Here is a 22,867-nt window from a genome sequence, read left to right as displayed (position 1 = left end):
GGAGGAAGTTCATATGGAAATTAAATGTGTAAATTTAATATTTCAAGATGAGTTAGTTCCTTTAGGGAAAGTAAATAAACTTATTATTCACCATACGTCAGAAGATGGATGGGATGTGTATAAAACACATGAATTTCACCAAACTGTAAGAGGGTGGAGCGGGATTGGTTACAATTATTTTATTGAAGAGGACGGAACGGTAATTGAAGGAAGAGGGTTACATATTGGAGCACATGCGAAAGACAATAATCGAGATACAATTGGAATATGTATGACGGGTAATTTTGATAAGTATGATCCAACTACTGCACAAATGAATGCATTATATTCTTTATGTAAAATGTTTATGAAACAGTTTGCTATAAAGAAGGAAAATATACTAGGTCATAGGGAGCTAGTAGGAGTAACAAAAAGTTGTCCTGGAAATCGTTTTTCTATGGTAGAGTTAAGAAAAATAGTATCTTAAATATAGAGGAGTAACAAATGATGATGAATATAAAAATACCAAATGATAAAAAAGAAGAGCTTGTAGCACAAATTCAGCAATTCTTCATGGAAGAAGATTTAGATGAAATTGGACGTTTCCAAGCAGAACGTTTAATAGAAGAAATGATAAAATTAGTTGGTCCATTTGCCTATAATCAAGCAATTGGAGATGCAAGAAAGCTTGTAAGCGAGAAATTAACGAATATTGAAGAAGATTTGTATGTGTTAGAGAAGAATGAAGGGAAATAAAAAAAGAGCCGAATGGCTCTTTTTTTATTTGTCTTCTTTATGTTCTTTATACTCGTGTGCTTTTTCTTTTACATTACCGACAGTGCTTTTTGCATTGCCTTTTATTTTATCCCATTTTCCTTCGGCTTGTAATTTTTTGTTATCCGTTACTTTCCCGACAACTTCTTTTACTTCACCTTTTACCTTATCAATGGCACCTTCTACTTTTTCTTTTAAACCATGATCATGCTTTGTCATACATTTCTCCTCCTTGTAGTTTGATTAGAATTCTCTTTTCATATTGCAAGTTGAATGATGTATCTAATAATAGCGTAACAAATCTAGTTTGAATATTCAAATGATTAATAGGATAGAAAAGGAATTGTCAAACAATGTATAAAATTGTAATGGAAAGAGAAAGAATGTTAATTACATGTCTTTTGCAGTCCATATTGATTTTGTATAAGCGATTTTCAAATGAGCGCGTTCCATATTATTTTGACTACTACTACCGAACCTTGCTTGTCCAATTATTAAATTACAATCGGATTTAATAGCTGCCTCAATTCTTTTTTGAATTAATGTAGTGTGACAGCCTATACGCTGAAATTCTGGCAAAGTAGCAGAAGCAGCTAATGATGCAATTCCCTTATTTATATATAGGACACCAATGCCCGCAGGAATATTTTGAACTTCTGCTATGAAAAAATACCAGCCTGGTTCATTGTAAAGAATTTCGTTATTTTGACGTACACCATCCTTTGTAAAGGAAGGCATATTAAATCCGCGTACATATATGTCTGCAAAAATATCAAATTCATTTTTTTTTTAGTTGGCGCACTGAAATGTTAGAAGGAATAAGGGATGGATCTTCTTTCGGTATACTATATAAAGCGGTATGGAAGCTAGATTGATAAAAACCTTTTTTTGATAAGTATTGAAATAGTTCAGCTGTACCTTGCGCTGGTGTAATTTCAAAACGGCAAGGGATTTGTAGTGATTCATAATAAGAGATGATTTCATCTATCGCATCTGTATTTGTATATGTAATGCCTTTTACTGTATTAAAAGCAGGACCAGTAATTACTTTTGATGAAAAGGCAGTGGCACTCCCGAAATTTTTCATTTGTATTTGCATTGGATTTCCGCTTATTGCTTGTAGTAGCGCTAATCTAGAAGAGAGCATATCTATTTCTGCGTTTTCAATTTCTTGTGCTACATTGAATGTCATAATCATACTCATAAGATTCCTCCGTCAATTAATATAGTTCATAGTACATATACGATTTTTATTCTGAGATTCCTGTTGAAATGTAAGAGAATAAGAGGTTTTTTGGAAGGGAAATGGAAGTGAACTGTCGAAGGGAAGTGGAAACAGATTAAAGGTGGTGCTCTTATGAAACAGAAAGACGTGCAGACATGCCCTAATTGCGGCTCTCAAAACATAGGAGAAGGTGAGTTTATCGGTTATGCACAAATACGGAAAAAGGAAACGATGTTCACATCTTCACCAGTAGATGCTTATATTTGTACAGATTGCGGGAATATCCTTTCATTGAAGGTACGGAATTATGAAAAGTTTAAGCAGAAGCCGTTATGATTATTGAGAGGTGGTCATATCCAGCGTTGTATACGAAACATCTTATATTACGGGGAATTAATATGAGTGATATTTTACATATATATGAGTATGCCTCAGATAAAGAAATGTCAACGTATACTGTATGGGATGCTCATCAATCGTTACATGACACACAAAAATATATAGAAGAAATTGTGAGGCAATATGAAAAAGAAAAAGTAGCCCCCCTTGGAATTGTATTAAGAGAGGAACAAAAACTTATAGGGACTTGTGGATTTATAAAATATGATGTAATTGAACATAAAGCGGAAATTGCATATGCCTTATCACGAAAATATGGGGGTAGAGGATTAACTACTGAGGCGGCGTCAGCTTTTTTTAGCTATGGTTTTAATGAGTTACGTCTTAATAGTATTGAAGCAGGATGTAATTCAGAAAATGAAGCATCTGAAAAATTAATGAAACGTTTGAATATGGAATACGAATGTACAATTCAAAAGGATTTGTTCATTAAAGGTAAGTATCGTGATACGAAAAGATATTGTATATCTAGGGAAAGATATATGAATCAATGAAATATTTTATATTGAAAACTCCTTTAATTTAATAAGGGGGTTTTTATTTTTTATAACAATAATTACCTTTAATTGTTATAATTGGTTATTGAAAGGTATTGTGTTTCTTAATATCACAATTATAGAAGAAAACTAGCTAAATCGTATAGAAAACCTCTATATAACATGATCGCAACCGTAAGTTGACAAAGTGCAACCGCAGGAAGATAGAGATAAAGACAATGTTTACATACAATTTAGTTAAGAAAATAAAGGGGGACACACATATGGGATTTGGTGAAAAGCTTTTTAAATTAAGAAAGGAAAAGGGCCTTTCTCAAGAAGCGTTAGCTGAGAAACTAAACACGACAAGGCAAGCAGTTAGTAAATGGGAAAACGGTCAAGGTTTTCCTGAAACTGAAAAGTTAATAATGATTGGAAATGTATTTGAAGTCTCTCTTGATTACTTATTAAAAGAAACTGCCGAGCAAAGTAATGAAAAGGAAAATGGTTATTATGTAAGTAAGGAAATGGCGGAAGGGTATGTAGTGTATGGACAAAAAATTTCTAAATATATCGCATTAGGATTTAGCTTGCTTATTTTATCTACAATACCGTATTTATTATTTAAAGAAAATGCAACACTGTCTACATTTCTTGTCATTATCATTGCGGTCCTTGGAATTGGAGCAATGATGGTACCTGTAACACTAGAAGAGAGTCGATACAATGTATTAAAAAAGGAAGAATTACTGTTTGATCAAAACTTTCTAAAAGAATTGACAAAAAGATATGCGACTATTAAGAAGAAGTATGCAGCAGTAGTGATCGTTGGATTTTGTTTTATCGCAGCAGGAGCAATACCATTTTTATTTGAGAAAAAACGAATCACGTCAGGAGAGCTCGTGCAGTATTACCCTTATTGTGTTGTACTTATTGCTATTGGAGTTTATCTTTTTGTTCGTGTGTTAGGCGTGTTAGAGACGTATCGAATTTTAGTAGAAAATAAAGAATATAGTAATCGTTTTATCTTTAAACTCAAAAAGAAAGTAAGAAAAAAGGTAGATAGTTTATAAGCAAGAGAAAAACATGTTTTTTATTGTTCTGAATTATTTCCAAAGAAATAATTCAGAACATACAGAAAAATATCGTAATTATTTGTAGAAGTCTGTTATAATATACGAAAATGAAAACGCTTTAAAGGGAGGCTGTAAACAATATGATGATGAATGTACCGCTAACAATTAGTTCTATGATGGAAAGAGCAGAGAAACTGTTTTCGAAGAAAGAAATTGTTTCACGGACACATGATACAGTTACAACGTTAACGTATAAGCAGTTAGGGGAAAGGACGAGAAGACTTTCAAGTGCGCTAAAAAAATTAGGAATAAAAGAAGGCGAGCGTATAGGAACGTTAGCGTGGAATCATCATCGACATGTGGAGGCGTATTTTGCTATTCCAGGTATTGCTTCCGTTTTACACACAATTAATATTCGTTTATCTCCTCAACATATTTCATACATTATTCAGCACGCAGAAGATCGCATTCTACTTATAGATGAAGATCTCGTACCACTCGTTGAAAATATTCAATCACAATTATCAACTGTACAAGCCTACATTATTATGACTGATAAAGATGAACTTCCAAATACTACGCTAGAACCTGTATATCATTATGAAAAGTTATTAGAAGAAGGCGATCCAAATTTCCAATTTGTAAAAGATATTGATGAAAATACACCTGCTGGTATGTGTTATACGTCAGCGACTACAGGAAACCCAAAAGGTGTTGTATATACGCATCGTAGTACTGTATTGCATTGTATGGCACTTGGTTTAGCGGATACAGCTGCTTTATCGGAAAGTGATGCGGCGATGGCAATTGTACCGATGTTCCATGTGAACGCTTGGGGGCTTCCTTTCGCTGCTACTTGGTTTGGAACAAAACAAGTTCTCCCAGGACCGATGTTTACGCCAAAAATTTTATTAGAAATGATTCAAGCTGAAAAAGTAACGATAGCAGCAGGTGTGCCGACAATTTGGCTCGGTGTATTACAAGAGTTAGAAAATAATAGTTACGATTTATCTAGTATAACGAGAATATTATGCGGTGGTGCAGCTGCACCGAAAAGCGTTATTAAAGCATTTGAGCAAAAATATAATGTTCCTTTCGTACATGCATATGGTATGACTGAAACGAGTCCACTCGTAACGCTTGCACGTTTAAAAAGTTATGAAACAGAATTATCATATGAAGAGCAATTAGAAATCCGCTCCAAACAAGGATATCTTGTACCTGGTGTAGAGATGAAAGTAGTCGGTACAAATGGTGAAGTGAAGTGGGATGGTACGGAGATGGGAGAATTATGTTTACGAGCACCTTGGATCGCTGAAAGCTATTATAACGATGATCGTACTGTCGAAGGATTCCGTGACGGTTGGTTATATACTGGCGATGTCGTTACAGTTGATGAGGAAGGCTGCGTGAAAATTGTTGATCGTACGAAGGATGTTATTAAAAGCGGGGGCGAGTGGATTTCTTCAGTCGATCTTGAAAATGCTTTAATGGCACATGATGCTATATTTGAAGCGGCTGTCGTTGCAATTCCTCATCCGCAGTGGCAAGAACGCCCAGTTGCCTGCGTTGTTCAAAAGAAAAATAGTACGGTTACAAAAGAAGAAATATATGAGTTTTTAAAACCGCAGTTTGCGAAGTGGTGGTTACCAGATGATATTGTATTTATGGAAGAAATACCGAAAACATCTGTTGGAAAGTTTTTAAAACAGGCACTTCGAAAAGAACTTGAGCATTTGCATAAAGAGAAATAACAGAATTGTCATTTGTAAACTTATATTAATTTATGGTTGACAAAAGAAAAATAGGAAGATAATATAACTCCTATAATATGTTATCTAAAAACGATTTTAAGTTTACAAATAGGAGAAGCAAATATGAATACAAAAAATTTAGTTTTCGTCGCTTTATTTAGTTCTATTATGGGAGTGTTAGGGTTAATACCTCCAATTGCTCTTTCTATCACACCAGTTCCGATTACATTACAATCACTTGGTGTTATGCTTGCAGGTGGCCTGTTAGGATCACGTCTTGGGGCATTAAGTCAGCTCGTTTTCTTACTTATAGTTGGAGTTGGAGCACCATTACTTGCGGGTGGACGTGGGGGTCCAGGTGTATTTGTTGGACCAAGTGCAGGATATTTACTTGGTTATATCGTTGGAGCGTTTGTAATTGGATATTTAATTGAGCGTTTACGTGAAGTTTCTATTATAAAAGTATTATGTATTAATATAATTGGTGGTATTTTCGTAGTTTACGTATTTGGCATTACTGTACAAGCTTTCTTAATGGATGTTTCTGTATGGGAGACAATGAAAGTGAGTGCTGTGTTTTTACCAGGGGATTGCATAAAAGCAATTATTGCAGCAATTCTCGTGACAAAATTACATCGTTCATTGAAACACATTATTACGCCCGCTTTAAAGAATGGAAAATATACAAATGCGGGATGATAAAGAGAAGAAACACGTTCATTACGTGTTTCTTTTTGTTATTTTGTAAAGAAAGGACATCTCAAATGGGGATTATAAAAGAATATAAAAAGCATGCCTCTTTACAACCGAATAAAATAGCGATAAAGGAAAATGATAGAGCTTTAACATATAAAGAGTGGTTTGAATCAGTTTGTAAAGTAGCAAACTGGTTGCGCGTAACAGAATCGAAGAATAAAACAATAGCAATTGTATTAGAAAATCGTATGGAGTTTTTACAACTATTTGCGGGTGCTGCTATGGCTGGGTGGGTTTGTGTACCATTAGATGTGAAATGGAAAAAGGATGAGCTAAAAGAAAGACTAGCAATTAGTAATTCGGATATGGTTGTGACGGAAGGGTATAAGTTAAATGATATTTTAGATGAAGAAAGAAGAGTATTTGCAATTGATGAATGGAAACAAATAATAGAGAACTACCTTCCTAGAGATTATCTCGGAGAAAATGTACAAAATGCCCCTTTTTATATGGGGTTTACATCAGGATCGACTGGAAAGGCAAAAGCATTTTTGCGTGCACAACAATCGTGGGTTCATAGTTTTGATTGTAATGTATATGACTTTCATATGAGAAAGGAGGATTCTATTTTAATAGCTGGAACGCTCGTTCACTCTCTTTTCTTATACGGCGCAATAAGTGCATTATATGAAGGACAAACGGTGCACGTTATGAGAAAGTTTATTCCAGATCAAGTGTTGGATAAGTTAGAGACTGAAAATATTTCGGTCATGTATACAGTACCAACAATGCTGGAGTCTTTATATAAAGAAAATAGAATAATAGAAAATAAGATGAAAATTATTTCGTCAGGAGCAAAATGGGAAGCTGAAGCGAAAGAAAAAATAAAGAGTATATTTCCTTATGCAAAAAAATACGAATTTTACGGTGCATCGGAACTAAGTTTTGTAACAGCATTAGTCGATGATGAGAGTGAAAAAAAGCCAAATTCAGTAGGGAAACCCTGTCATAATGTGCAAGTTCGAATATGTAATGAAGCAGGAGAAGAAGTACAGCTAGGTGAGATAGGAACAGTTTATGTGAAAAGTGATCAGTTTTTTATGGGATACATATTAGATGGTGTTTTAGTTCCAGAGCTAACTGAAGAGGGCTGGATGACAGTACATGATGTAGGCTATCAAGATGAGGAAGGGTTTATATATATAGTTGGTAGAGAGAAAAATATGATTCTATTTGGTGGAATTAATATTTATCCAGAAGAGATAGAAAGTGTGTTATATACGCATCAAGCTGTTGAAGAAATTGTTGTTGTTGGTGTAAAAGATAGTTATTGGGGTGAAAAGCCTGTCGCTATCGTAAAAGGAAGTGCTACGAAGCAACAATTAAAGAGCTTTTGCTTACAGAGATTATCCTCTTTTAAAATACCGAAAGAATGGTATTTTGTAGATGAAATACCTTATACAAATAGCGGGAAAGTAGCCCGCATTGCAGCCGAAAGTATAGTTAGAAATCAGGAGAAGATACATGAATAGAGCAGTTATTGTAGAGGCGAAAAGAACGCCCATTGGTAAGAAGAATGGGATATTGAAAGACTATGAAGTTCAGCAATTAGTAGCACCACTTCTTTCATTTCTAGGTAAAGGAATTGAGAGGGAAATAGACGATGTTATATTAGGGAATGTTGTTGGACCAGGGGGTAATATTGCAAGATTATCTGTTTTAGAAGCAGGACTTAGTTATCATATTCCTGGTGTAACGATTGATCGGCAATGTGGTGCTGGTTTAGAAGCGATTCGTACCGCGTGTCATCTCATTCAAGGTGGGGCAGGTAAGTGCTATATCGCCGGGGGAGTAGAGAGTACAAGTACGTCACCTTTTCAAAATAGAGCGCGATTTTCACCTGAAACAATAGGTGATCCTGATATGGGAGTAGCGGCTGAATTTGTTGCAGAGCGTTATAACATAACGAGAGAAATGCAAGATGAGTACGCTTGCTTAAGTTATAAGCGGACGCTACAAGCATTAGAAAATGGATATATACAAGATGAAGTATTGTCACTTAATGGATTACTAGATGAAGTAATAAAGCGAGAAATGCAGTATGAAAGAATGATTAAGAGAACAAAACCTGCATTTTTACAAAATGGAACGGTGACGGCAGGGAATTCGTGTGGTGTAAATGATGGGGCGTGTGCTGTACTTGTAATGGAAGAGGGGCAAGCTCGAAAATTAGGATATAAGCCAGTTCTTCGTTTCGTTCGCAGTGCTGTAGTTGGAGTGGATCCAAACCTCCCGGGAACTGGTCCGATATTTGCCGTGCAAAAACTACTTAGAGAAATGAATTTAGCAATAGAAGATATTGATTGTATTGAGATGAATGAAGCGTTCGCTTCGAAAATTGTTGCTTGTGCAAAGGAATTACAAATTCCATATGAGAAGCTCAATGTGAATGGTGGTGCAATTGCGCTCGGGCATCCGTACGGTGCATCTGGCGCTATGCTTGTGACACGTTTGTTTTATCAGACAAAAAGAGATTCTATGAAATATGGAATGGCGACATTAGGAATTGGGGGCGGAATAGGACTTGCTCTATTATTTGAGAAAGTAGAAGACTAGCAAGATAACTAGTTTTCTACTTTTTGAGGAATATAAGCATTGCTACCAGGTTTTACTTTTATTTCGTTCCAAGCAACGATAACGTCAGCTTTTGATTTTCCTTTGTTATTTGGATCTTCAAAAAAATCGCGAATAAAACGATTGTATTCAAACTGTGTACCAATAGTTGTTTTATACGCAGGGTCTTTTTTACGTTCGTTTTCCTCATACCAAAACGTTATAGCGTCTTCATATGTTCTTCCGATATTTTCTTTAAAAAACTTTTGAAGAGCTACTGTAAAGCGGAAGTTTTCTCCAATTTTTTCTTTAAAAAAAGCACGTACATCTTCGCTACATCGATGATTTTCAGTGATAATCGTTTGCAGGGAAAGATCTTTATTGGATAGGGAAGCTTTACTCACCTTTTGATGAGAACTGTTTTTTAATACTTTACCTGTAGTTAAATAATGTGAGATACGACCGCTTATTTCGATCTTAGAGCCACTAGCTGGTAAATCATACTCACGACAAAATATTTGTAGTTCAGCTTTCAACCAATAATAGTTTTGGAAATCTTTAAGAGATATAGACTTTGTTAAAGGTGGACGCATGAATGTAACAACTTCTTTCTTCCATAATTTTCTTTAATTATAAAACGTACGTTCTTTTTGTGGAAGGATTAATTTGTAAATGTAATAGGAAGAGGAGATTACATATGGAAAATGTAATGCAAGTTCGTGTTACTGGAATTTTAATTGAAAGCGAAAAGGTATTGCTAGTAAAGCAAAAAGTTGCTAATCGAGATTGGTCTTTACCTGGGGGAAGGGTAGAGAATGGTGAAACGTTAGAAGAAGCGATGATTCGAGAAATGAAAGAAGAAACGGGATTAGATGTTAAGGTTAAGAATTTATTGTATGTTTGTGATAAACCAGATGCTCTCCCGTCTTTATTACATATTACATTTCTGCTTGAAAGGATGGAAGGTGAAATCACTTTACCTTCTAACGAGTTTGATCATAATCCAATTCAGGATGTACAAATGGTGCGAATAGAAGAATTAAGTAGTTATGGTTTTTCTGAGAAATTTACTAAACTTGCATCTGAAAAATTTCTGAATGCAGGAAGTTACCAAGGTTTAAAACAAAATATTGGCTTGTAAATATAAACTACTTTGAATATTGCTTTTTTCGGTAAATCGATATTTCTTGTCGAATCGTCGATATATGGTAAGTTATGATTGATAAAGTCAAAATGTCGTTCCTGAAATTTCATTTATCGTATTACTATGTATGAAGCAAAAAATAAGGAGATGTCCCTAGTTTGAAATTTCGCTAGACGACATCTCCTTAAGAAATGTTTTACACTGCAGATTGTAAAGAAGAAATAAGCTGATGTAAAAACTCATCACTGCTCATAATCGCTTTCCCACCACCGCGAGCGCTCTTTTTATTTCCGCCACCTTTTCCTTCAATTGCAGGAAGTGCATCTTTTAAAAGAGCATTCATATCGAGCGTTACTGTTTTTCCACAAGCGAGGATGCATTGTAGTTTGTCATCATTTTCAATGACGAAATATGTAATTGCATGCTCTTGTTGTTCTATAATGATAGCAGATAGTTTGGCAACTTCTTGCATAGAACGATTTGTAAATACTTTAGAAATAAGGAATCCAGCATGTATTTCTGCAGGCTGTTGTAATAGTTCATTTGCCTCTGCAAATAATAATTTTTCATTCATTGTCTGTATCGCTTTTTCGTTTTCTTTTTGAGAGATAAGAAGTTGTGCTACTTTTGCTGGAATATCAGTTTCGCTACTATTTAATTGTTTAGAAACATCTTTCATAATTTGTTGCTGTTGTCCCATTAATTTCAGTGTGCGCCAGCCAGCGATAAACGTTAATCGAATACCACCTTTATTGCGCTCCCAATTAAGTACTTGAATAAGACCTACTTCACCTGTACGTCTCGGATGAGTTCCACCACAGCCGTTATAATCAAAGTTTTCGATAATAACAACGCGTATATTTTCGGTTAAAGTCGGTTCTTTACGAAGAGGTAACGTTTTCGCTTCCTCTAAGTTCATCCACTGAATACGGATTGGGTGGTTTTCAAAAACAATATTGTTGGCAATTTGCACTGCTTTTTCAATCGTTTCTGCAGGAAGATTTTCTGTTTCTAAATCAATTGTCACCGTTTCTTTTCCAAGATGGAATCCGATAGTGGGTATGTTAAAATGATCCCAAAAAGCAGCAGATAAAATGTGCTGAGCTGCATGTTGCTGCATATGATCAAAACGGCGCTCCCAATTAATTTTACCTTCTACTTCTGCTGTTTCTAATTGTTCTGCAATGAAGTGGCGGATTTCTCCATTTACTTCTTCAACATTAGTGACTAAGGTACCATTTAGTGTGCCAGTATCATATGGTTGTCCACCGCCTGTTGGGTAAAATGCCGTTTCATTTAAAACAACATATAAGTTATCTTCTTTATCATAATCTTGCTTTATAATTTTCGTAGTAAAGTCTTTCGTATAAGCGTCGATGTAATATAATTTTTGCTCCAATTTTCTTTCCCCTTTCGTATTCACTAGTTTCATTGTAAAACAATTGAAATAAGTTTCCTAATATTTCAGAAGAAAGAAACTATTTTTAGAATTTTCTTGCTATAATAAGAAAAAGAAAATGCGGGGGTGGAATGAAATGCTATATGAAAACGGCGTAGATAAACTGCTTAGTTTAAACAGAAATATTTCTGAATTATACCGAGAATTAAATGAAATGACCCGGATTTTAACGGAGTGTAATCGAGAAAGCGTGAAATTTGATCGGTTATATGTAAAAGAGTTACTGTGGAAAAAAGAAGATGTGATAGAGAAGTATGATCAATTACTTGTGCAGCTTTGTATGAATGAATGCTTTGATTTAAAAAGTGTAATTACTGGCGAATATAAGTATACATATGAAGAAGTAGAAAGTATTGTTTTACAATTTAATGAAAAGTATAACGTAGCAATTTTAATTAAAGATATTTGTAAAGAATTACAGTTTACATATGGCATTGATATGGACATATCGAGAGCGGCTCGGGTGCAAACATCTCAAGTATAAAAAGGAAAAAGAAAGCAGATCCTTTGCTTTCTTTTTTTATGTAAGAAAAGGGAGAGTAGGTTTAAAGATGAAGGGGAAGTTACAAAATATTCATCCACTTGGCATGACAATTATAATAGGGACATTATTTGCGAGGTTTGCAACTTCAATGAGTATTCCTTTTTTAGCAATTTATTTAACAACTGTTAAAGACGTTTCAGCTGGAATGACGGGTGCTATTATTGGAACGAGTGCGCTTGTTGGAGTGTTTGCTAGTTTTATTGGGGGCAATTTATCGGATCGATTTGGTCGGAAGATGATTATAATATGGTCCATGATTGTTTGGGTGTTTGTATTTATCGGATTTTCAGTTGCAGATCATGTTTTGAGTTTCTTTTTATTAAACGCTTTGAATGGATTATGTCGTTCTTTTTTTGAACCGACATCAAGAGCGTTATTATCAGATTTAACAAAGCCAGAGTATCGGTTACTCGTCTATAACTTACGATATGGTGCAATAAATGTTGGGGTTGCGATTGGACCAATTGTTGGATTACAGCTCGGAAGTGCAAAATCAACAATTCCTTTTTTAGTAGCCGCTGGAGTTTACATTCTATATACAGCTATATTAGCACTGCAATTTAAGAAATATCCACTTAATAAAAAGAAAATGAATACAGAAAATCCTGTTACAATGCTAAATGCAATTCGTATATTGCGAAAGGATGTAGTATTTTTAGTTGCGTTAGTCGGTATTATTTTGAGTAATAGTGGTTTTTCACATTTAACGACGACAGTATCTCAATATTTTGCTAATGCACATATATTTCAGGATGGGGTAAAGTTGTTCTCATATATGCTAGCTTTAAATGCAATTGTAGTAGTGGTTATTCAATACCCTGTCATTCAAATGTGTAAAAAGTATACACCGTTAGCATCAATTATGGTTGGAACGTTATTTGTGAGTGGGGGATTATTTGGATTTGGACTAGTAGAATCTATGTTAGGAGCAGCTATTTGTACCATTATTTTCACATTTGGAGAAGTTTTAATGTTTTCAATGACAGATGTATTTATTGATGAGATCGCTGATTCCAACCTGAAAGGAACATACTTCGGAGCGATGGGCTTTTCAGGAATTGGAGGAGTAATTGGTCCTTGGTTTGGGGGAGTACTACTCGATTATTACGGGTATCAAAATGGGTTTGTAGTATTTTTAGCGCTAGCCCTATTTTCAACTGTAGCATTTCCTGTACTTTTAGTTACAAAAGGTTTATTGAAAAAAAGGTACGATAGAAATTATAATATAGAAATACAAGTGAAATAAAATAAGCCCCAGCAACTTGCTGGGGCTTATTTTTGTATTTACGTTAACTCTCAATTTGAAAAAAGAACCTTCTTTTCATGCTTATTGGCAACTTCATTTTTGGAAATATGAATGGCTAAAAATCCATTCTCTAAGCAGGCTAGCATCTTCTTATAAATGATAGTAGTAGGTAAAGAGATTGTTCGCTGTAAAGAAGTATTTTTATGAAGTATGCATATATTTAGGCCTGTCTCCATCTTTTTAATGCGTACATTTTGTTCAGTCACATTTGGTACATCTGTTTCCAAAATGTATTCTTCCTCTGTTTCACAAAGATCGATATGAATTTCATTTGGAAAACTAAAGTTGCTACAAGTATCAGAACAAAATTGATCCATCCATTCTTCGAAACCATCAACATGAAAAAGACAATCCTTCTTTTTCTTGCCCATGTAAGACACCCTCCGTAAAATATCAATTCATATCATGTTATGCATGAATGAAATAGAGGTGAAGAATAAATGGCAAAATATAAACATTTTATGTCGAATATACACAGTATGTGAATATTTTCTTATTACATATCATGATGCGCATGGTTTTTTTGGCGTGAATGGTTACGATTTTTTACTTTATGAGATCCGCTTAATGGTTCAGGTTGTCCTTTTTTTTCTTTCGATTCACGATTGTTTTTTCCCATTGTATGTGACACCTCCTCTTTCTATTTAGAATGAGAGAAGTTTGTAAATTTATACGAGAATGTTTTTAGAAAAAAGGGTAAAGATAAATGGGACTAACTATTATGGAAAGGGGATTGTATAATGCCATATCATAAAGATAAGCAACAAGCTTTTCAAGCAGCGCAGCAAGGGGTTACACAAGCAGAAAATTCATTTAACAATATCGTGAAAAATGATCCGAACTACGGTCATGATTTAAAAGAGTTACGTCAAGAGGTTCAGGAAGCGTATGAACAAATTCAAAATGCACTAGAAGTAGCTTCGGAAACACAACGTCCACAACTTGAGCAATACGAAAATAATCTTCAAAATATTATGCGAAATGTAGATCAACTAGAAAAGTAAAAGAGGTTGTTGCGTATTCGACAACCTTATTACTTTAACGAACGCTATGTTAAAACAAAAGGTTTTTCTATTAGTTTTTTCTTTACTATGTGCAGTACATATATTTCAAGTGGAAAAAGTGGAAGCGAAAATGTTGCTTAGAAAAGAGCTAGAACCAACTGGCTATGTAACGTGGGAAGTACCTAATAGTGAAAAAATTATCGCAATTACATTTGACGATGGACCTGATCCAACTTATACACCACAAATATTAAATTTATTACGTCAATATAAAGCAGAAGCGACTTTTTTTATGATTGGATTCCGTGTGCAGCGTAATCCATATTTAGTAAAGCAAGTGTTAAAAGAGGGGCATGAAATTGGAAATCATACGATGAATCATTTGTATGCGAGTAATTCATCTGATGAAAAATTAGAAAATGATATTTTAGATGGAAAGAAATACTTTAAAAAATGGGTGAAAGAACCTTTGTTGTTCCGTCCTCCAGGCGGATATATTAACGATGCTGTATTTAAAACAGCTAAAGAAGCTGGTTATCAAACTGTTCTATGGTCGTGGCATCAAGACCCTCGTGATTGGGCGAATCCAGGTACTGAGTCCATTGTAAATCATGTTGTGAAACATGCTAAAAGTGGAGATATTGTACTGTTGCACGATGGAGGAAGTGATCGTAGTCAAACAGTGGCAGCGTTATCGAAAATTTTACCTGAGCTTAAAAAGCAAGGATATCGATTTGTAACGGTTTCGGAGTTATTACGTTATAAGCATTAGAAAAAAACCAAAAGGCAGACATACCTTTTGGTTTTTTTGTTACTGATTCTTTTTACGTTTCTTATTATTTTGTCGCTCTGCTGGAGTTAAAGCCTCATTTGAAAACTCTTCGTTATAACCAGCACCTTGTCCTTGTGCGGATGCAACATTCATTCCTGAAATAGTATGATTTGCTTTTTGTTTACTCATTTTTCTCACCTCTATAATGTTTTTTTATAGATAAAACATGAGTTGTTCATAACATATATGAACGTAAAGTAAAGCGCTGAAAGAGTACTTTACTTTATGGTAATAGTATTCATAAGGAGCATGAACACTATTCAAATTTAGAAATATAAAGAAAACTTATGATAATCCATAAGTTTCTTATTATTTACTTATTTAGAAAGTTGTAATAAGATATTATCGTAAGGTATTGAAAAGTTTGTCTACATTTTATATTCAGACAACTTAGTCACGTTTAACAGGGGGGAAACATAATGGTCAAACATAATCCATTTCAATCACGCGCAACTTTCGAAGTAGATGGAAAAACGTATCATTATTATCAATTGAAAGCGCTTGAAAACGCAGGGGTTGGCAACGTATCTCAATTACCATATTCCGTGAAAGTTTTACTTGAATCTGTACTTCGTCAAGTAGACGGACGCGTAATTACAGAAGAACATGTTACAAATTTAGCGAAATGGGGAACGAAAGATGTTCAAGATATCGATGTTCCATTTAAACCATCTCGTGTAATTTTACAAGACTTCACAGGTGTTCCAGCTGTTGTAGATTTGGCTTCGCTTCGTAAAGCAATGGCAGACATGGGCGGAGATCCTGATAAAATTAATCCAGAAATTACTGTAGACCTTGTAATTGATCACTCTGTACAGGTTGATAGAGCGGGTACGGCAGATGCGCTTGCATTCAACATGGACTTAGAGTTTAAACGTAATGAAGAACGTTATAAATTTTTAAGCTGGGCACAAAAATCATTTGATAACTATCGTGCAGTTCCACCAGCAACAGGTATCGTACACCAAGTAAACCTTGAATATTTAGCACCAGTTGTTCACGCGGTGAAAAATGCTGAAGGCGATTTAGTTGCATACCCAGATTCATTGGTTGGAACAGACTCACATACAACGATGATTAACGGTATCGGCGTTCTTGGATGGGGCGTTGGTGGTATTGAAGCAGAAGCAGGAATGCTTGGACAGCCTTCATACTTCCCAGTACCTGAAGTAATCGGTGTGAAATTAACTGGCACACTTCCAAGTGGTACTACAGCAACTGATGTTGCATTAAAAGTAACACAAGTATTACGTCAAAAAGGTGTAGTTGGTAAATTCGTTGAGTTCTTCGGTGATGGACTAAAGAGCATGCCTTTAGCTGACCGTGCAACAATTTCAAACATGGCACCAGAATACGGTGCAACTTGTGGATTCTTCCCAATTGACGATATTTCATTAGAATACTTACGTTTAACAGGTAGAGATGAAGAACAAATTCGCGTTGTTGAAGAATATTGTAAAGCGAACGGCTTATTCTATACAGCGGGCAGCAAAGATCCAATTTACACTGATCTTGTTGAAATTGATTTAAATACAATTGAATCTAACCTTTCTGGACCGAAACGCCCACAAGATTTAATTCCACTTTCAGATATGAAAGATGCGTTCCACAAAGCTGTTGTAGCACCAGTTGGAACACAAGGACTTGGATTTAATGCGCAAGAGTTCGATAAAGAAGTGAAGGTTACATTAGAAGATAAAGAAGTAACGATGAAAACAGGTGCAATTGCAATCGCTGCAATTACAAGCTGTACAAATACATCAAACCCATACGTATTAATTGGGGCAGGTCTAGTTGCGAAGAAAGCAATTGAAAAAGGGCTTGTAGTACCTGAGTACGTAAAAACATCATTAGCACCAGGATCTAAAGTTGTTACTGAGTACTTAGATAAATCAGGTTTAACAACATATTTAGATCAATTAGGTTTCCAAACAGTTGGTTACGGCTGTACGACTTGTATCGGTAACTCTGGTCCACTAGCAGAGGAATTAGAAGAAGCAATTGCAGCAAACGATTTATTAGTAACATCTGTTTTATCTGGTAACCGTAACTTTGAAGGTCGTATTCACCCGCTTGTAAAAGCAAACTATTTAGCATCACCACCACTTGTTGTGGCATATGCACTTGCAGGTACTGTTGATATTGACCTGAAAAATGATGAAATTGGTAAAGATGCAAATGGCAATGCTGTATACTTCAATGATATTTGGCCATCAGCTAAAGAAATTGAAGATGTAGTTCAAAGTGTTGTTACATCTGAACTGTTCAAGAAAGAATATGCACAAGTATTTAATAGCAATGAGCGTTGGAATGAAATCCAAACTTCAAATGAAGCTTTATATACCTGGGATAATGATTCAACATACATTCAAAACCCACCATTCTTTGAAGGATTATCTAAAGAACCAGGTGAAGTTGAAACATTATCAGGTTTACGCATTGTTGGTAAATTTGGAGATTCTGTAACGACAGACCATATTTCACCAGCAGGTTCAATTGGTAAGCACACACCAGCTGGACGCTACTTATTAGAAAATGGCGTACAACCAGTTGACTTTAACTCTTACGGTTCTCGTCGTGGTAACCATGAAGTTATGATGCGTGGTACATTCGCGAACATCCGTATTAAAAACCAAATCGCACCAGGAACAGAAGGCGGATATACAACATATTGGCCAACTGGTGAAGTAACATCTATCTATGATGCTGCTATGAAATATAAAGAAGATGGCACAGGCCTTCTAGTTGTTGCTGGTAAAGATTACGGTATGGGAAGTTCTCGTGACTGGGCTGCGAAAGGTACAAACTTATTAGGTATTAAAGCAGTAATCGCCGAAAGCTTCGAGCGTATTCACCGTAGTAACTTAGTGTTAATGGGTGTGTTACCACTTCAATTTAAAGATGGCGAAAGCGCTGAAACGTTAGGTCTTGTTGGTAACGAGTCATTTGAAATTCAAATTGACAAAACAGTTAGACCACGCGATCTTGTAAAAGTAGTTGCAACTGATGCAGATGGCAACGAAAAACAATTTGAAGTAGTAGCTCGTTTCGATAGTGAAGTTGAAATTGACTACTACCGTCACGGTGGTATCTTACAAATGGTTCTTCGTGAGAAAATTGAAGAATCTAAAGTGTCGAACTAAATAATTGAAATGAACGAGAAGGAAGCTAACAACTGTTAGCTTCCTTATTTTATGGAAAGGGATGAAACCATTTGGTTTCATCCCTTTCTTTTTACTATAAAAAATGGAGGAAACGTCATGAAAGAATATAAAAGAATACTGTTACCGTTACAGAAAGAAAAATTATTAGTAATAGCAGCTGTATGTAGTGGATGCTTTGCTGCTATTTTAAACTTATCCCGTCCACTATTCATGGGGCTAATTGTAGATAACCTGATTCAGCGGGAGTTAAAAGCTGCGTATGTATATATTGCATTGTTTGCGGGGAGCCGCTTGTTGATGTGGGTGAACAATCTTTCATTTGATTATGTAAGCTCAAAAGCGAGTCAACGAATATTGCGAAAGAAGCGTATATATGTATTGCGTCATTTTTTCTTATTACCATTTGAAGAGAGTGAGAAGATTAAGCAAGGAGAGTTAGAGACGCTAGTTGTGTCTGATATTCCGAATTGGGTCAGATTATATGGTTCTATATTAATAGAATATATACACGCTATTGCGCAATTTATAGGTGCGTTCATAGCACTACAACATATAGATATGAAGTTTATATTGTGGGTAACTCCGTTTTTATTTTTTAGTGCAATGGTTCCGATGTTGATGGGGAAAAAGGTCAGGAATATCGCAAGCATCGCTCAAAACAATCAATCAAGTGTTGTAGAGATGGTGTCGCAGTTTGTAAAAGGCGTACAAGATTTACGTAGTTTGCAAAAAGAAAAGTGGGCCATTCGCTTATTTAAAGGAGTAACAGCACAATCCTATAAAACAGAAGTAAAGAAGACGATGATGCAACACTGTATTGGAGTAGTTGGAACAGTGATTGAAACAGGGGCATATATCGTTGTTCTCATTATAGGCGCGCAAAAAATAATGAAGGGGGAAATGGAAGTTGGCGCACTTGTTGCCGTGTTAGCTACAATTGAAATGCTCTTTTTTCCAGTTCGTTACGTTGGCGATTTATTAATGATGACACAAGTTGCAGCTGCTTCGGCAAATAGAGTTTTTTCTTTTTTAGATAAACGAGGGGCAGATAGTAAGGTAGAAAGAGCGATGGGGATGACGATAACAAATGTTTCATTTCAGGAAAGTGATGGAGAGAAATGCAGAATTCATAATATTGATTTGCAAATTCACCCTGGTGAACTTGTTATTATTGTGGGAGAAAGTGGCGCAGGAAAGACGACGCTTTTAAAATTAATGACAGGTTTGTATAAACCATCTAACGGTAGCATTGTTTATTATGGTAATGAGGCTCGTATGACTACAGTGTGGCAAGAACCTCGTTTCTTTCGGACGACAGTAAAAGAGAATGTGCATTTCGGAGAAGAGTATTTAGAAAATCAATTAGAAAAAAATATTGAACTTGTAAATGTGAAACCGATTATTAGAGATTTATCAGAAGGGATTGAAACTGAACTACATAAAAGCGGTGTAGAATTTTCTGGAGGAGAAAGAAAACGTCTTGCATTATTACGTGCCATTGTTTCAAATCCGAATCTTATTATTTTAGATGAACCAACTGCGGGATTAGATCCGAGCAACCAAGAAACTGTTTGGAATATGATAGAAGGATTAGGAAGAGAGGTCACGAGAATTGTGGTAACACATGATGTCGAGAAAGCGATATTAGCAGATCGTGTTGTCATAATGAAGGAAGGACGTATTGTTGCAGGTGGAAGTCCTGAAAAATTAATAAATAGTCATTCGTTTTTACAAAGATATGAATAAAGATAAGAGCAATGCCCTTATCTTTATTCAGCGTCATTTATTTGATACTCGATAGATTCGGAGTGATTTAGATCAATGTTAAAAGTAGCAGTCATAAGGAAAGTTGTAATTCCAAGGATTACGAAAAGGACGAATGAGACTAGAGAGATGTAGAGACAAATACGCCCTACTTTCTTTTTTTTAAGATCTTTACTAAAGAGTGAAATGATCCATGTAATAATGCCGATTGGGTATAAAAGAAAACTAAGAATATATAATGTTATTTTTTCGAATGAATTCATAAACAATCCCCCTTTTGTTGAAGGTTATATAACTACGAGAGTAAATAGGTAAGTGGGTCAATACGAAGATAAAATACCTCATCTGTTTTTCTAATTATATGATAAAAAGGAAAAAACCTCACTTTAAATGAGAATATTCTAATTATTTTGACTGTGAATATTTCCAAGCTCGTCCGTATAAGCTAAAATAAGGTATATAGTATTTTGATGAATTTGTTAAAAGTACATAAACACGTTAGGGTGATATAAAATGTGGCGGAAGCTTACGATTATTGTAGTGTTACTTTGTTTAGCGGGATATGCAGCTTATGAACAGTTCGGTAATAAAGATCAGGCGGTACAAGGGAAGCAAGAAAAAAGTGAAGCTGCTATGAAAGAGATGATTGCAAGTAATGGTATTGAAGTAGGAAAGAGTGCACCAAACTTTGAATTAACTAAGTTAGATGGAACGAATGTAAAGCTATCGGATTTAAAAGGAAAGAAAGTTATTTTAAATTTTTGGGCAACGTGGTGTGGGCCTTGTCAGCAAGAAATGCCTGATATGGAGGCTTTCTATAAAGAACATAAAGAAAACGTAGAAATTTTAGCAATAAATTATACGCCTTCAGAAAAAGGTGGGGGAGAAGAAAAAGTAAGCAATTTTGCTAAGGAAAAAGGGATTACTTTTCCTATTTTATTGGACAAGAACATTGATGTGACAACAGCTTATAAAGTAATTACGATCCCAACTTCGTATTTTATAGATACGAAAGGCGTCATTCAGGATAAGTTCATTGGACCGATGACGCAAAAAGAGATGGAAAAACGAATTGCTAAATTAAAATAACGGTGAAAAGGTAGAGGTGGAGAGTTCCCATTTCTGCCTTTTCTTTTTCAAGTAGTAATAACTTCATGATATGATGTAAGAAATATAAACGTTTAGAGATAAAGGAGTGTATGGAGTGGGGAATGTATCCTTACCGTTAGATTATGTTGTAATTGATTTTGAAACAACAGGATTTAACCCTTATAATGATAAAATTATTCAAGTTGCAGCTGTGAAATATCGTAATCATGAACTGGTAGATCAATTTGTTTCATACGTGAATCCAGAGCGTCCGATTCCGAGCCGAATTACGAGTTTAACAGGTATTACAAATTATCGTGTTTCAGATGCACCCACGATTGAAGAAGTTTTACCTTTATTTTTAGCATTTTTACATACAAATGTTATTGTGGCTCATAATGCTTCTTTTGACATGCGCTTTTTGAAAAGTAATGTAAATATGCTTGGGTTTCCTGAACCTAAAAATAAGGTGATTGACACTGTGTTTTTAGCAAAAAAATATATGAAGCACGCACCTAATCATAAACTTGAGACGTTAAAGCGAATGCTTGGAATTCGTCTAAGTTCTCATAATGCATTTGACGACTGTATTACGTGTGCAGCTGTTTATCAAAAATGTACATCTATTGAAGAAAAAGGGAAACGAAAAGTAAATAAGGCTGTGCTTGATGAAACTGCGGTATACGAAGCGGTGAAAGAAATACTTGTCCGCAATAAACGCAATGTAGAATGGCTGCGTTGTATGAACGTAGGAAGTTATTTAGATATAAAAGCTTTTTATCCAGTTATGAGATTAAAAGTAAAAGGACGAAAGAAATACGTATTAACAGAAATAGTAGAAGATGATGTGAAAGAAATATGTACGAGCTTAATATGTGAACCAGCTCTAAAAAGTGAAGTTGGTAATACAAGAGTTATGCTTAATAGCTTAGCGGATGTCTTGAAATTAGAAAGTTATATTTTAGAACAGTATGATTTTGTATTACAAGCACTTGATACGTATAGAGAAAATGAAACGAATGCAGATGAGAAGCTCAAAGAGTATTTAAATGTTATGGTATAAAAAACGCTATGTACAAATTATTGTACATAGCGTTTTTTTTTTTAGGAGTACTAAAACATGAAATTTTCTTGCAAATCTGATTAAAGAGTTTTTTGTTTGCTCATACTATGTAGTAAGAATGAGAAAGAGAGAGGGTGAACAGCATGAGAAGAAGTCGCCGCAAATCGTTTGAAGAACTTGTAAATGAAAATAAACAACAATTATTAAGCGATCGTGATGCAATTGATCGCATTGAAGAGCGTATTGAGAAACGTTATGAAATGAAACTTTTTAAGCAAGCTGAATAATTCTTAACACTAGTACGATACTAGTGTTAAGGAGGCGATAGTAATGGGTAATCCGAAAAAGAATTCAAAAGATTTTGCACCGAATCATATTGGAACGCAATCGAAAAAAGCTGGTGGCAATAAAGGAAAACAAATGCAAGACCAAACTGGTAAACAACCGATTGTTGATAACGGTTAAAAGGAGAATGTTATCATTCTTCTTTTTTATGAGGGAATGAA

27 protein-coding genes and 1 pseudogene are annotated in these 22,867 nt (G+C 35.1%); 20 read left to right on the top strand and 8 right to left on the bottom strand.

Features of this window, described 5'->3' with window-relative positions; genetic code table 11:
- Positions 1-13 precede the first annotated feature (13 nt).
- Positions 14-466, top strand: a complete 453-nt coding sequence (locus ACUN26_RS14565; protein WP_000402959.1) for a peptidoglycan recognition protein family protein — start codon at positions 14-16, stop codon at positions 464-466.
- 17 nt (positions 467-483) lie between these two features.
- Complete coding sequence (locus ACUN26_RS14560; protein ID WP_002039315.1) at positions 484-735, top strand: DUF2164 domain-containing protein; 252 nt, start codon at positions 484-486, stop codon at positions 733-735.
- A 24-nt stretch (positions 736-759) separates the two neighbouring features.
- Here ACUN26_RS14560 and ACUN26_RS14555 read toward each other — a convergent pair whose 3' ends face one another.
- Complete coding sequence (locus ACUN26_RS14555; RefSeq protein WP_000160404.1) at positions 760-972, bottom strand: CsbD family protein; 213 nt, start codon at positions 970-972, stop codon at positions 760-762.
- A gap of 171 nt (positions 973-1,143) precedes the next feature.
- Positions 1,144-1,957, bottom strand: a pseudogene (locus ACUN26_RS14550) (GNAT family N-acetyltransferase).
- A gap of 153 nt (positions 1,958-2,110) precedes the next feature.
- Here ACUN26_RS14550 and ACUN26_RS14545 point away from each other — a divergent pair.
- The 7 genes from ACUN26_RS14545 (at position 2,111) to ACUN26_RS14515 (ending at position 8,995) form a co-directional block, all read left to right on the top strand.
- Positions 2,111-2,314, top strand: coding sequence for a hypothetical protein (locus tag ACUN26_RS14545; RefSeq protein ID WP_000810202.1), 204 nt, complete (start codon positions 2,111-2,113; stop codon positions 2,312-2,314).
- Positions 2,311-2,871: a GNAT family N-acetyltransferase gene (locus ACUN26_RS14540; RefSeq protein ID WP_002093465.1), complete on the top strand. Its 561-nt coding sequence runs from the start codon at positions 2,311-2,313 to the stop codon at positions 2,869-2,871. The genes ACUN26_RS14545 and ACUN26_RS14540 overlap by 4 nt, the downstream gene beginning before the upstream one ends.
- A 266-nt stretch (positions 2,872-3,137) precedes the next feature.
- On the top strand, positions 3,138-3,926 hold the full coding sequence (locus ACUN26_RS14535; protein ID WP_000505607.1) for a helix-turn-helix domain-containing protein: 789 nt from the start codon (positions 3,138-3,140) through the stop codon (positions 3,924-3,926).
- Between the two features lie 143 nt (positions 3,927-4,069).
- Entirely contained in the window at positions 4,070-5,683 is a 1,614-nt protein-coding gene (locus ACUN26_RS14530) for a long-chain fatty acid--CoA ligase (protein WP_000980193.1), read from the top strand.
- A gap of 123 nt (positions 5,684-5,806) precedes the next feature.
- Positions 5,807-6,382, top strand: coding sequence for a biotin transporter BioY (locus tag ACUN26_RS14525; RefSeq protein WP_001093347.1), 576 nt, complete (start codon positions 5,807-5,809; stop codon positions 6,380-6,382).
- A gap of 65 nt (positions 6,383-6,447) precedes the next feature.
- On the top strand, positions 6,448-7,911 hold the full coding sequence (locus ACUN26_RS14520; RefSeq protein ID WP_000511382.1) for an acyl-CoA synthetase: 1,464 nt from the start codon (positions 6,448-6,450) through the stop codon (positions 7,909-7,911).
- Positions 7,904-8,995: an acetyl-CoA C-acyltransferase gene (locus tag ACUN26_RS14515; RefSeq protein ID WP_001077971.1), complete on the top strand. Its 1,092-nt coding sequence runs from the start codon at positions 7,904-7,906 to the stop codon at positions 8,993-8,995. The genes ACUN26_RS14520 and ACUN26_RS14515 overlap by 8 nt, the downstream gene beginning before the upstream one ends.
- A gap of 8 nt (positions 8,996-9,003) precedes the next feature.
- Here ACUN26_RS14515 and ACUN26_RS14510 read toward each other — a convergent pair whose 3' ends face one another.
- Complete coding sequence (locus ACUN26_RS14510; RefSeq protein WP_001247755.1) at positions 9,004-9,585, bottom strand: DUF6434 domain-containing protein; 582 nt, start codon at positions 9,583-9,585, stop codon at positions 9,004-9,006.
- Between the two features lie 104 nt (positions 9,586-9,689).
- On the opposite strand from ACUN26_RS14510, the gene ACUN26_RS14505 reads away from it, so the two are divergent.
- Complete coding sequence (locus ACUN26_RS14505) at positions 9,690-10,133, top strand: NUDIX hydrolase (protein ID WP_000432590.1); 444 nt, start codon at positions 9,690-9,692, stop codon at positions 10,131-10,133.
- 199 nt (positions 10,134-10,332) lie between these two features.
- Here the strand turns inward: ACUN26_RS14505 and ACUN26_RS14500 are convergent, their stop codons facing one another.
- Positions 10,333-11,535: a serine-tRNA(Ala) deacylase AlaX gene (locus tag ACUN26_RS14500; protein WP_000435885.1), complete on the bottom strand. Its 1,203-nt coding sequence runs from the start codon at positions 11,533-11,535 to the stop codon at positions 10,333-10,335.
- A gap of 136 nt (positions 11,536-11,671) precedes the next feature.
- Between ACUN26_RS14500 and ACUN26_RS14495 the strand changes: the two genes are divergently transcribed.
- The gene (locus tag ACUN26_RS14495; protein WP_000965132.1) at positions 11,672-12,079 is read left to right on the top strand and encodes a hypothetical protein; all 408 of its coding nucleotides are present in this window, start codon (positions 11,672-11,674) and stop codon (positions 12,077-12,079) included.
- Positions 12,080-12,146: 67 nt separating this feature from the next.
- Entirely contained in the window at positions 12,147-13,385 is a 1,239-nt protein-coding gene (locus ACUN26_RS14490; RefSeq protein ID WP_000676818.1) for an MDR family MFS transporter, read from the top strand.
- A 50-nt stretch (positions 13,386-13,435) separates the two neighbouring features.
- On the opposite strand, the gene ACUN26_RS14485 is transcribed toward ACUN26_RS14490, so the two are convergent.
- The gene (locus tag ACUN26_RS14485; protein WP_000516750.1) at positions 13,436-13,816 is read right to left on the bottom strand and encodes an Hsp20 family protein; all 381 of its coding nucleotides are present in this window, start codon (positions 13,814-13,816) and stop codon (positions 13,436-13,438) included.
- A 125-nt stretch (positions 13,817-13,941) separates the two neighbouring features.
- Positions 13,942-14,064 (bottom strand): small acid-soluble spore protein P, encoded by a 123-nt coding sequence (locus tag ACUN26_RS14480; RefSeq protein WP_000517651.1) that lies wholly within the window; start codon positions 14,062-14,064, stop codon positions 13,942-13,944.
- A gap of 121 nt (positions 14,065-14,185) precedes the next feature.
- Here ACUN26_RS14480 and ACUN26_RS14475 point away from each other — a divergent pair, with 121 nt between their 5' ends.
- Together ACUN26_RS14475 and pdaB are read left to right on the top strand one after the other, a co-directional pair.
- A complete protein-coding gene (locus tag ACUN26_RS14475; protein WP_001146300.1) occupies positions 14,186-14,449 on the top strand; it encodes a hypothetical protein in 264 nt (87 codons plus the stop codon).
- A gap of 46 nt (positions 14,450-14,495) precedes the next feature.
- Positions 14,496-15,221: a polysaccharide deacetylase family sporulation protein PdaB gene (gene pdaB / locus ACUN26_RS14470; protein ID WP_002039311.1), complete on the top strand. Its 726-nt coding sequence runs from the start codon at positions 14,496-14,498 to the stop codon at positions 15,219-15,221.
- Positions 15,222-15,260: 39 nt separating this feature from the next.
- Here pdaB and sspO read toward each other — a convergent pair whose 3' ends face one another.
- Positions 15,261-15,410, bottom strand: a complete 150-nt coding sequence (gene sspO / locus ACUN26_RS14465) for a small acid-soluble spore protein O (protein WP_000043210.1) — start codon at positions 15,408-15,410, stop codon at positions 15,261-15,263.
- Positions 15,411-15,700: 290 nt separating this feature from the next.
- Between sspO and acnA the strand changes: the two genes are divergently transcribed.
- Together acnA and ACUN26_RS14455 are read left to right on the top strand one after the other, a co-directional pair.
- Positions 15,701-18,424 (top strand): aconitate hydratase AcnA, encoded by a 2,724-nt coding sequence (gene acnA / locus ACUN26_RS14460; RefSeq protein WP_000238588.1) that lies wholly within the window; start codon positions 15,701-15,703, stop codon positions 18,422-18,424.
- Positions 18,425-18,541: 117 nt separating this feature from the next.
- The gene (locus ACUN26_RS14455) at positions 18,542-20,191 is read left to right on the top strand and encodes an ABC transporter ATP-binding protein (RefSeq protein ID WP_000666373.1); all 1,650 of its coding nucleotides are present in this window, start codon (positions 18,542-18,544) and stop codon (positions 20,189-20,191) included.
- A gap of 23 nt (positions 20,192-20,214) precedes the next feature.
- Here the strand turns inward: ACUN26_RS14455 and ACUN26_RS14450 are convergent, their stop codons facing one another.
- A complete protein-coding gene (locus tag ACUN26_RS14450; RefSeq protein ID WP_001083872.1) occupies positions 20,215-20,472 on the bottom strand; it encodes a hypothetical protein in 258 nt (85 codons plus the stop codon).
- Positions 20,473-20,722: 250 nt separating this feature from the next.
- On the opposite strand from ACUN26_RS14450, the gene ACUN26_RS14445 reads away from it, so the two are divergent.
- The 4 genes from ACUN26_RS14445 (at position 20,723) to sspN (ending at position 22,826) form a co-directional block, all read left to right on the top strand.
- Positions 20,723-21,298, top strand: coding sequence for a redoxin domain-containing protein (locus ACUN26_RS14445; RefSeq protein ID WP_000269081.1), 576 nt, complete (start codon positions 20,723-20,725; stop codon positions 21,296-21,298).
- Between the two features lie 115 nt (positions 21,299-21,413).
- Complete coding sequence (locus ACUN26_RS14440) at positions 21,414-22,361, top strand: 3'-5' exonuclease (protein WP_000528769.1); 948 nt, start codon at positions 21,414-21,416, stop codon at positions 22,359-22,361.
- A gap of 143 nt (positions 22,362-22,504) precedes the next feature.
- On the top strand, positions 22,505-22,648 hold the full coding sequence (locus tag ACUN26_RS14435) for an FbpB family small basic protein (RefSeq protein ID WP_001254699.1): 144 nt from the start codon (positions 22,505-22,507) through the stop codon (positions 22,646-22,648).
- A gap of 43 nt (positions 22,649-22,691) precedes the next feature.
- Entirely contained in the window at positions 22,692-22,826 is a 135-nt protein-coding gene (sspN, locus tag ACUN26_RS14430; protein WP_000527987.1) for an acid-soluble spore protein SspN, read from the top strand.
- The last annotated feature ends 41 nt before the right edge of the window (positions 22,827-22,867 follow it).

It is taken from the genome of Bacillus sp. WC2503, from assembly GCF_052682895.1.
The sequence above is the reverse complement of the archived record's forward strand: the minus strand, read 5'-3'. Positions and strand labels throughout refer to the sequence as shown.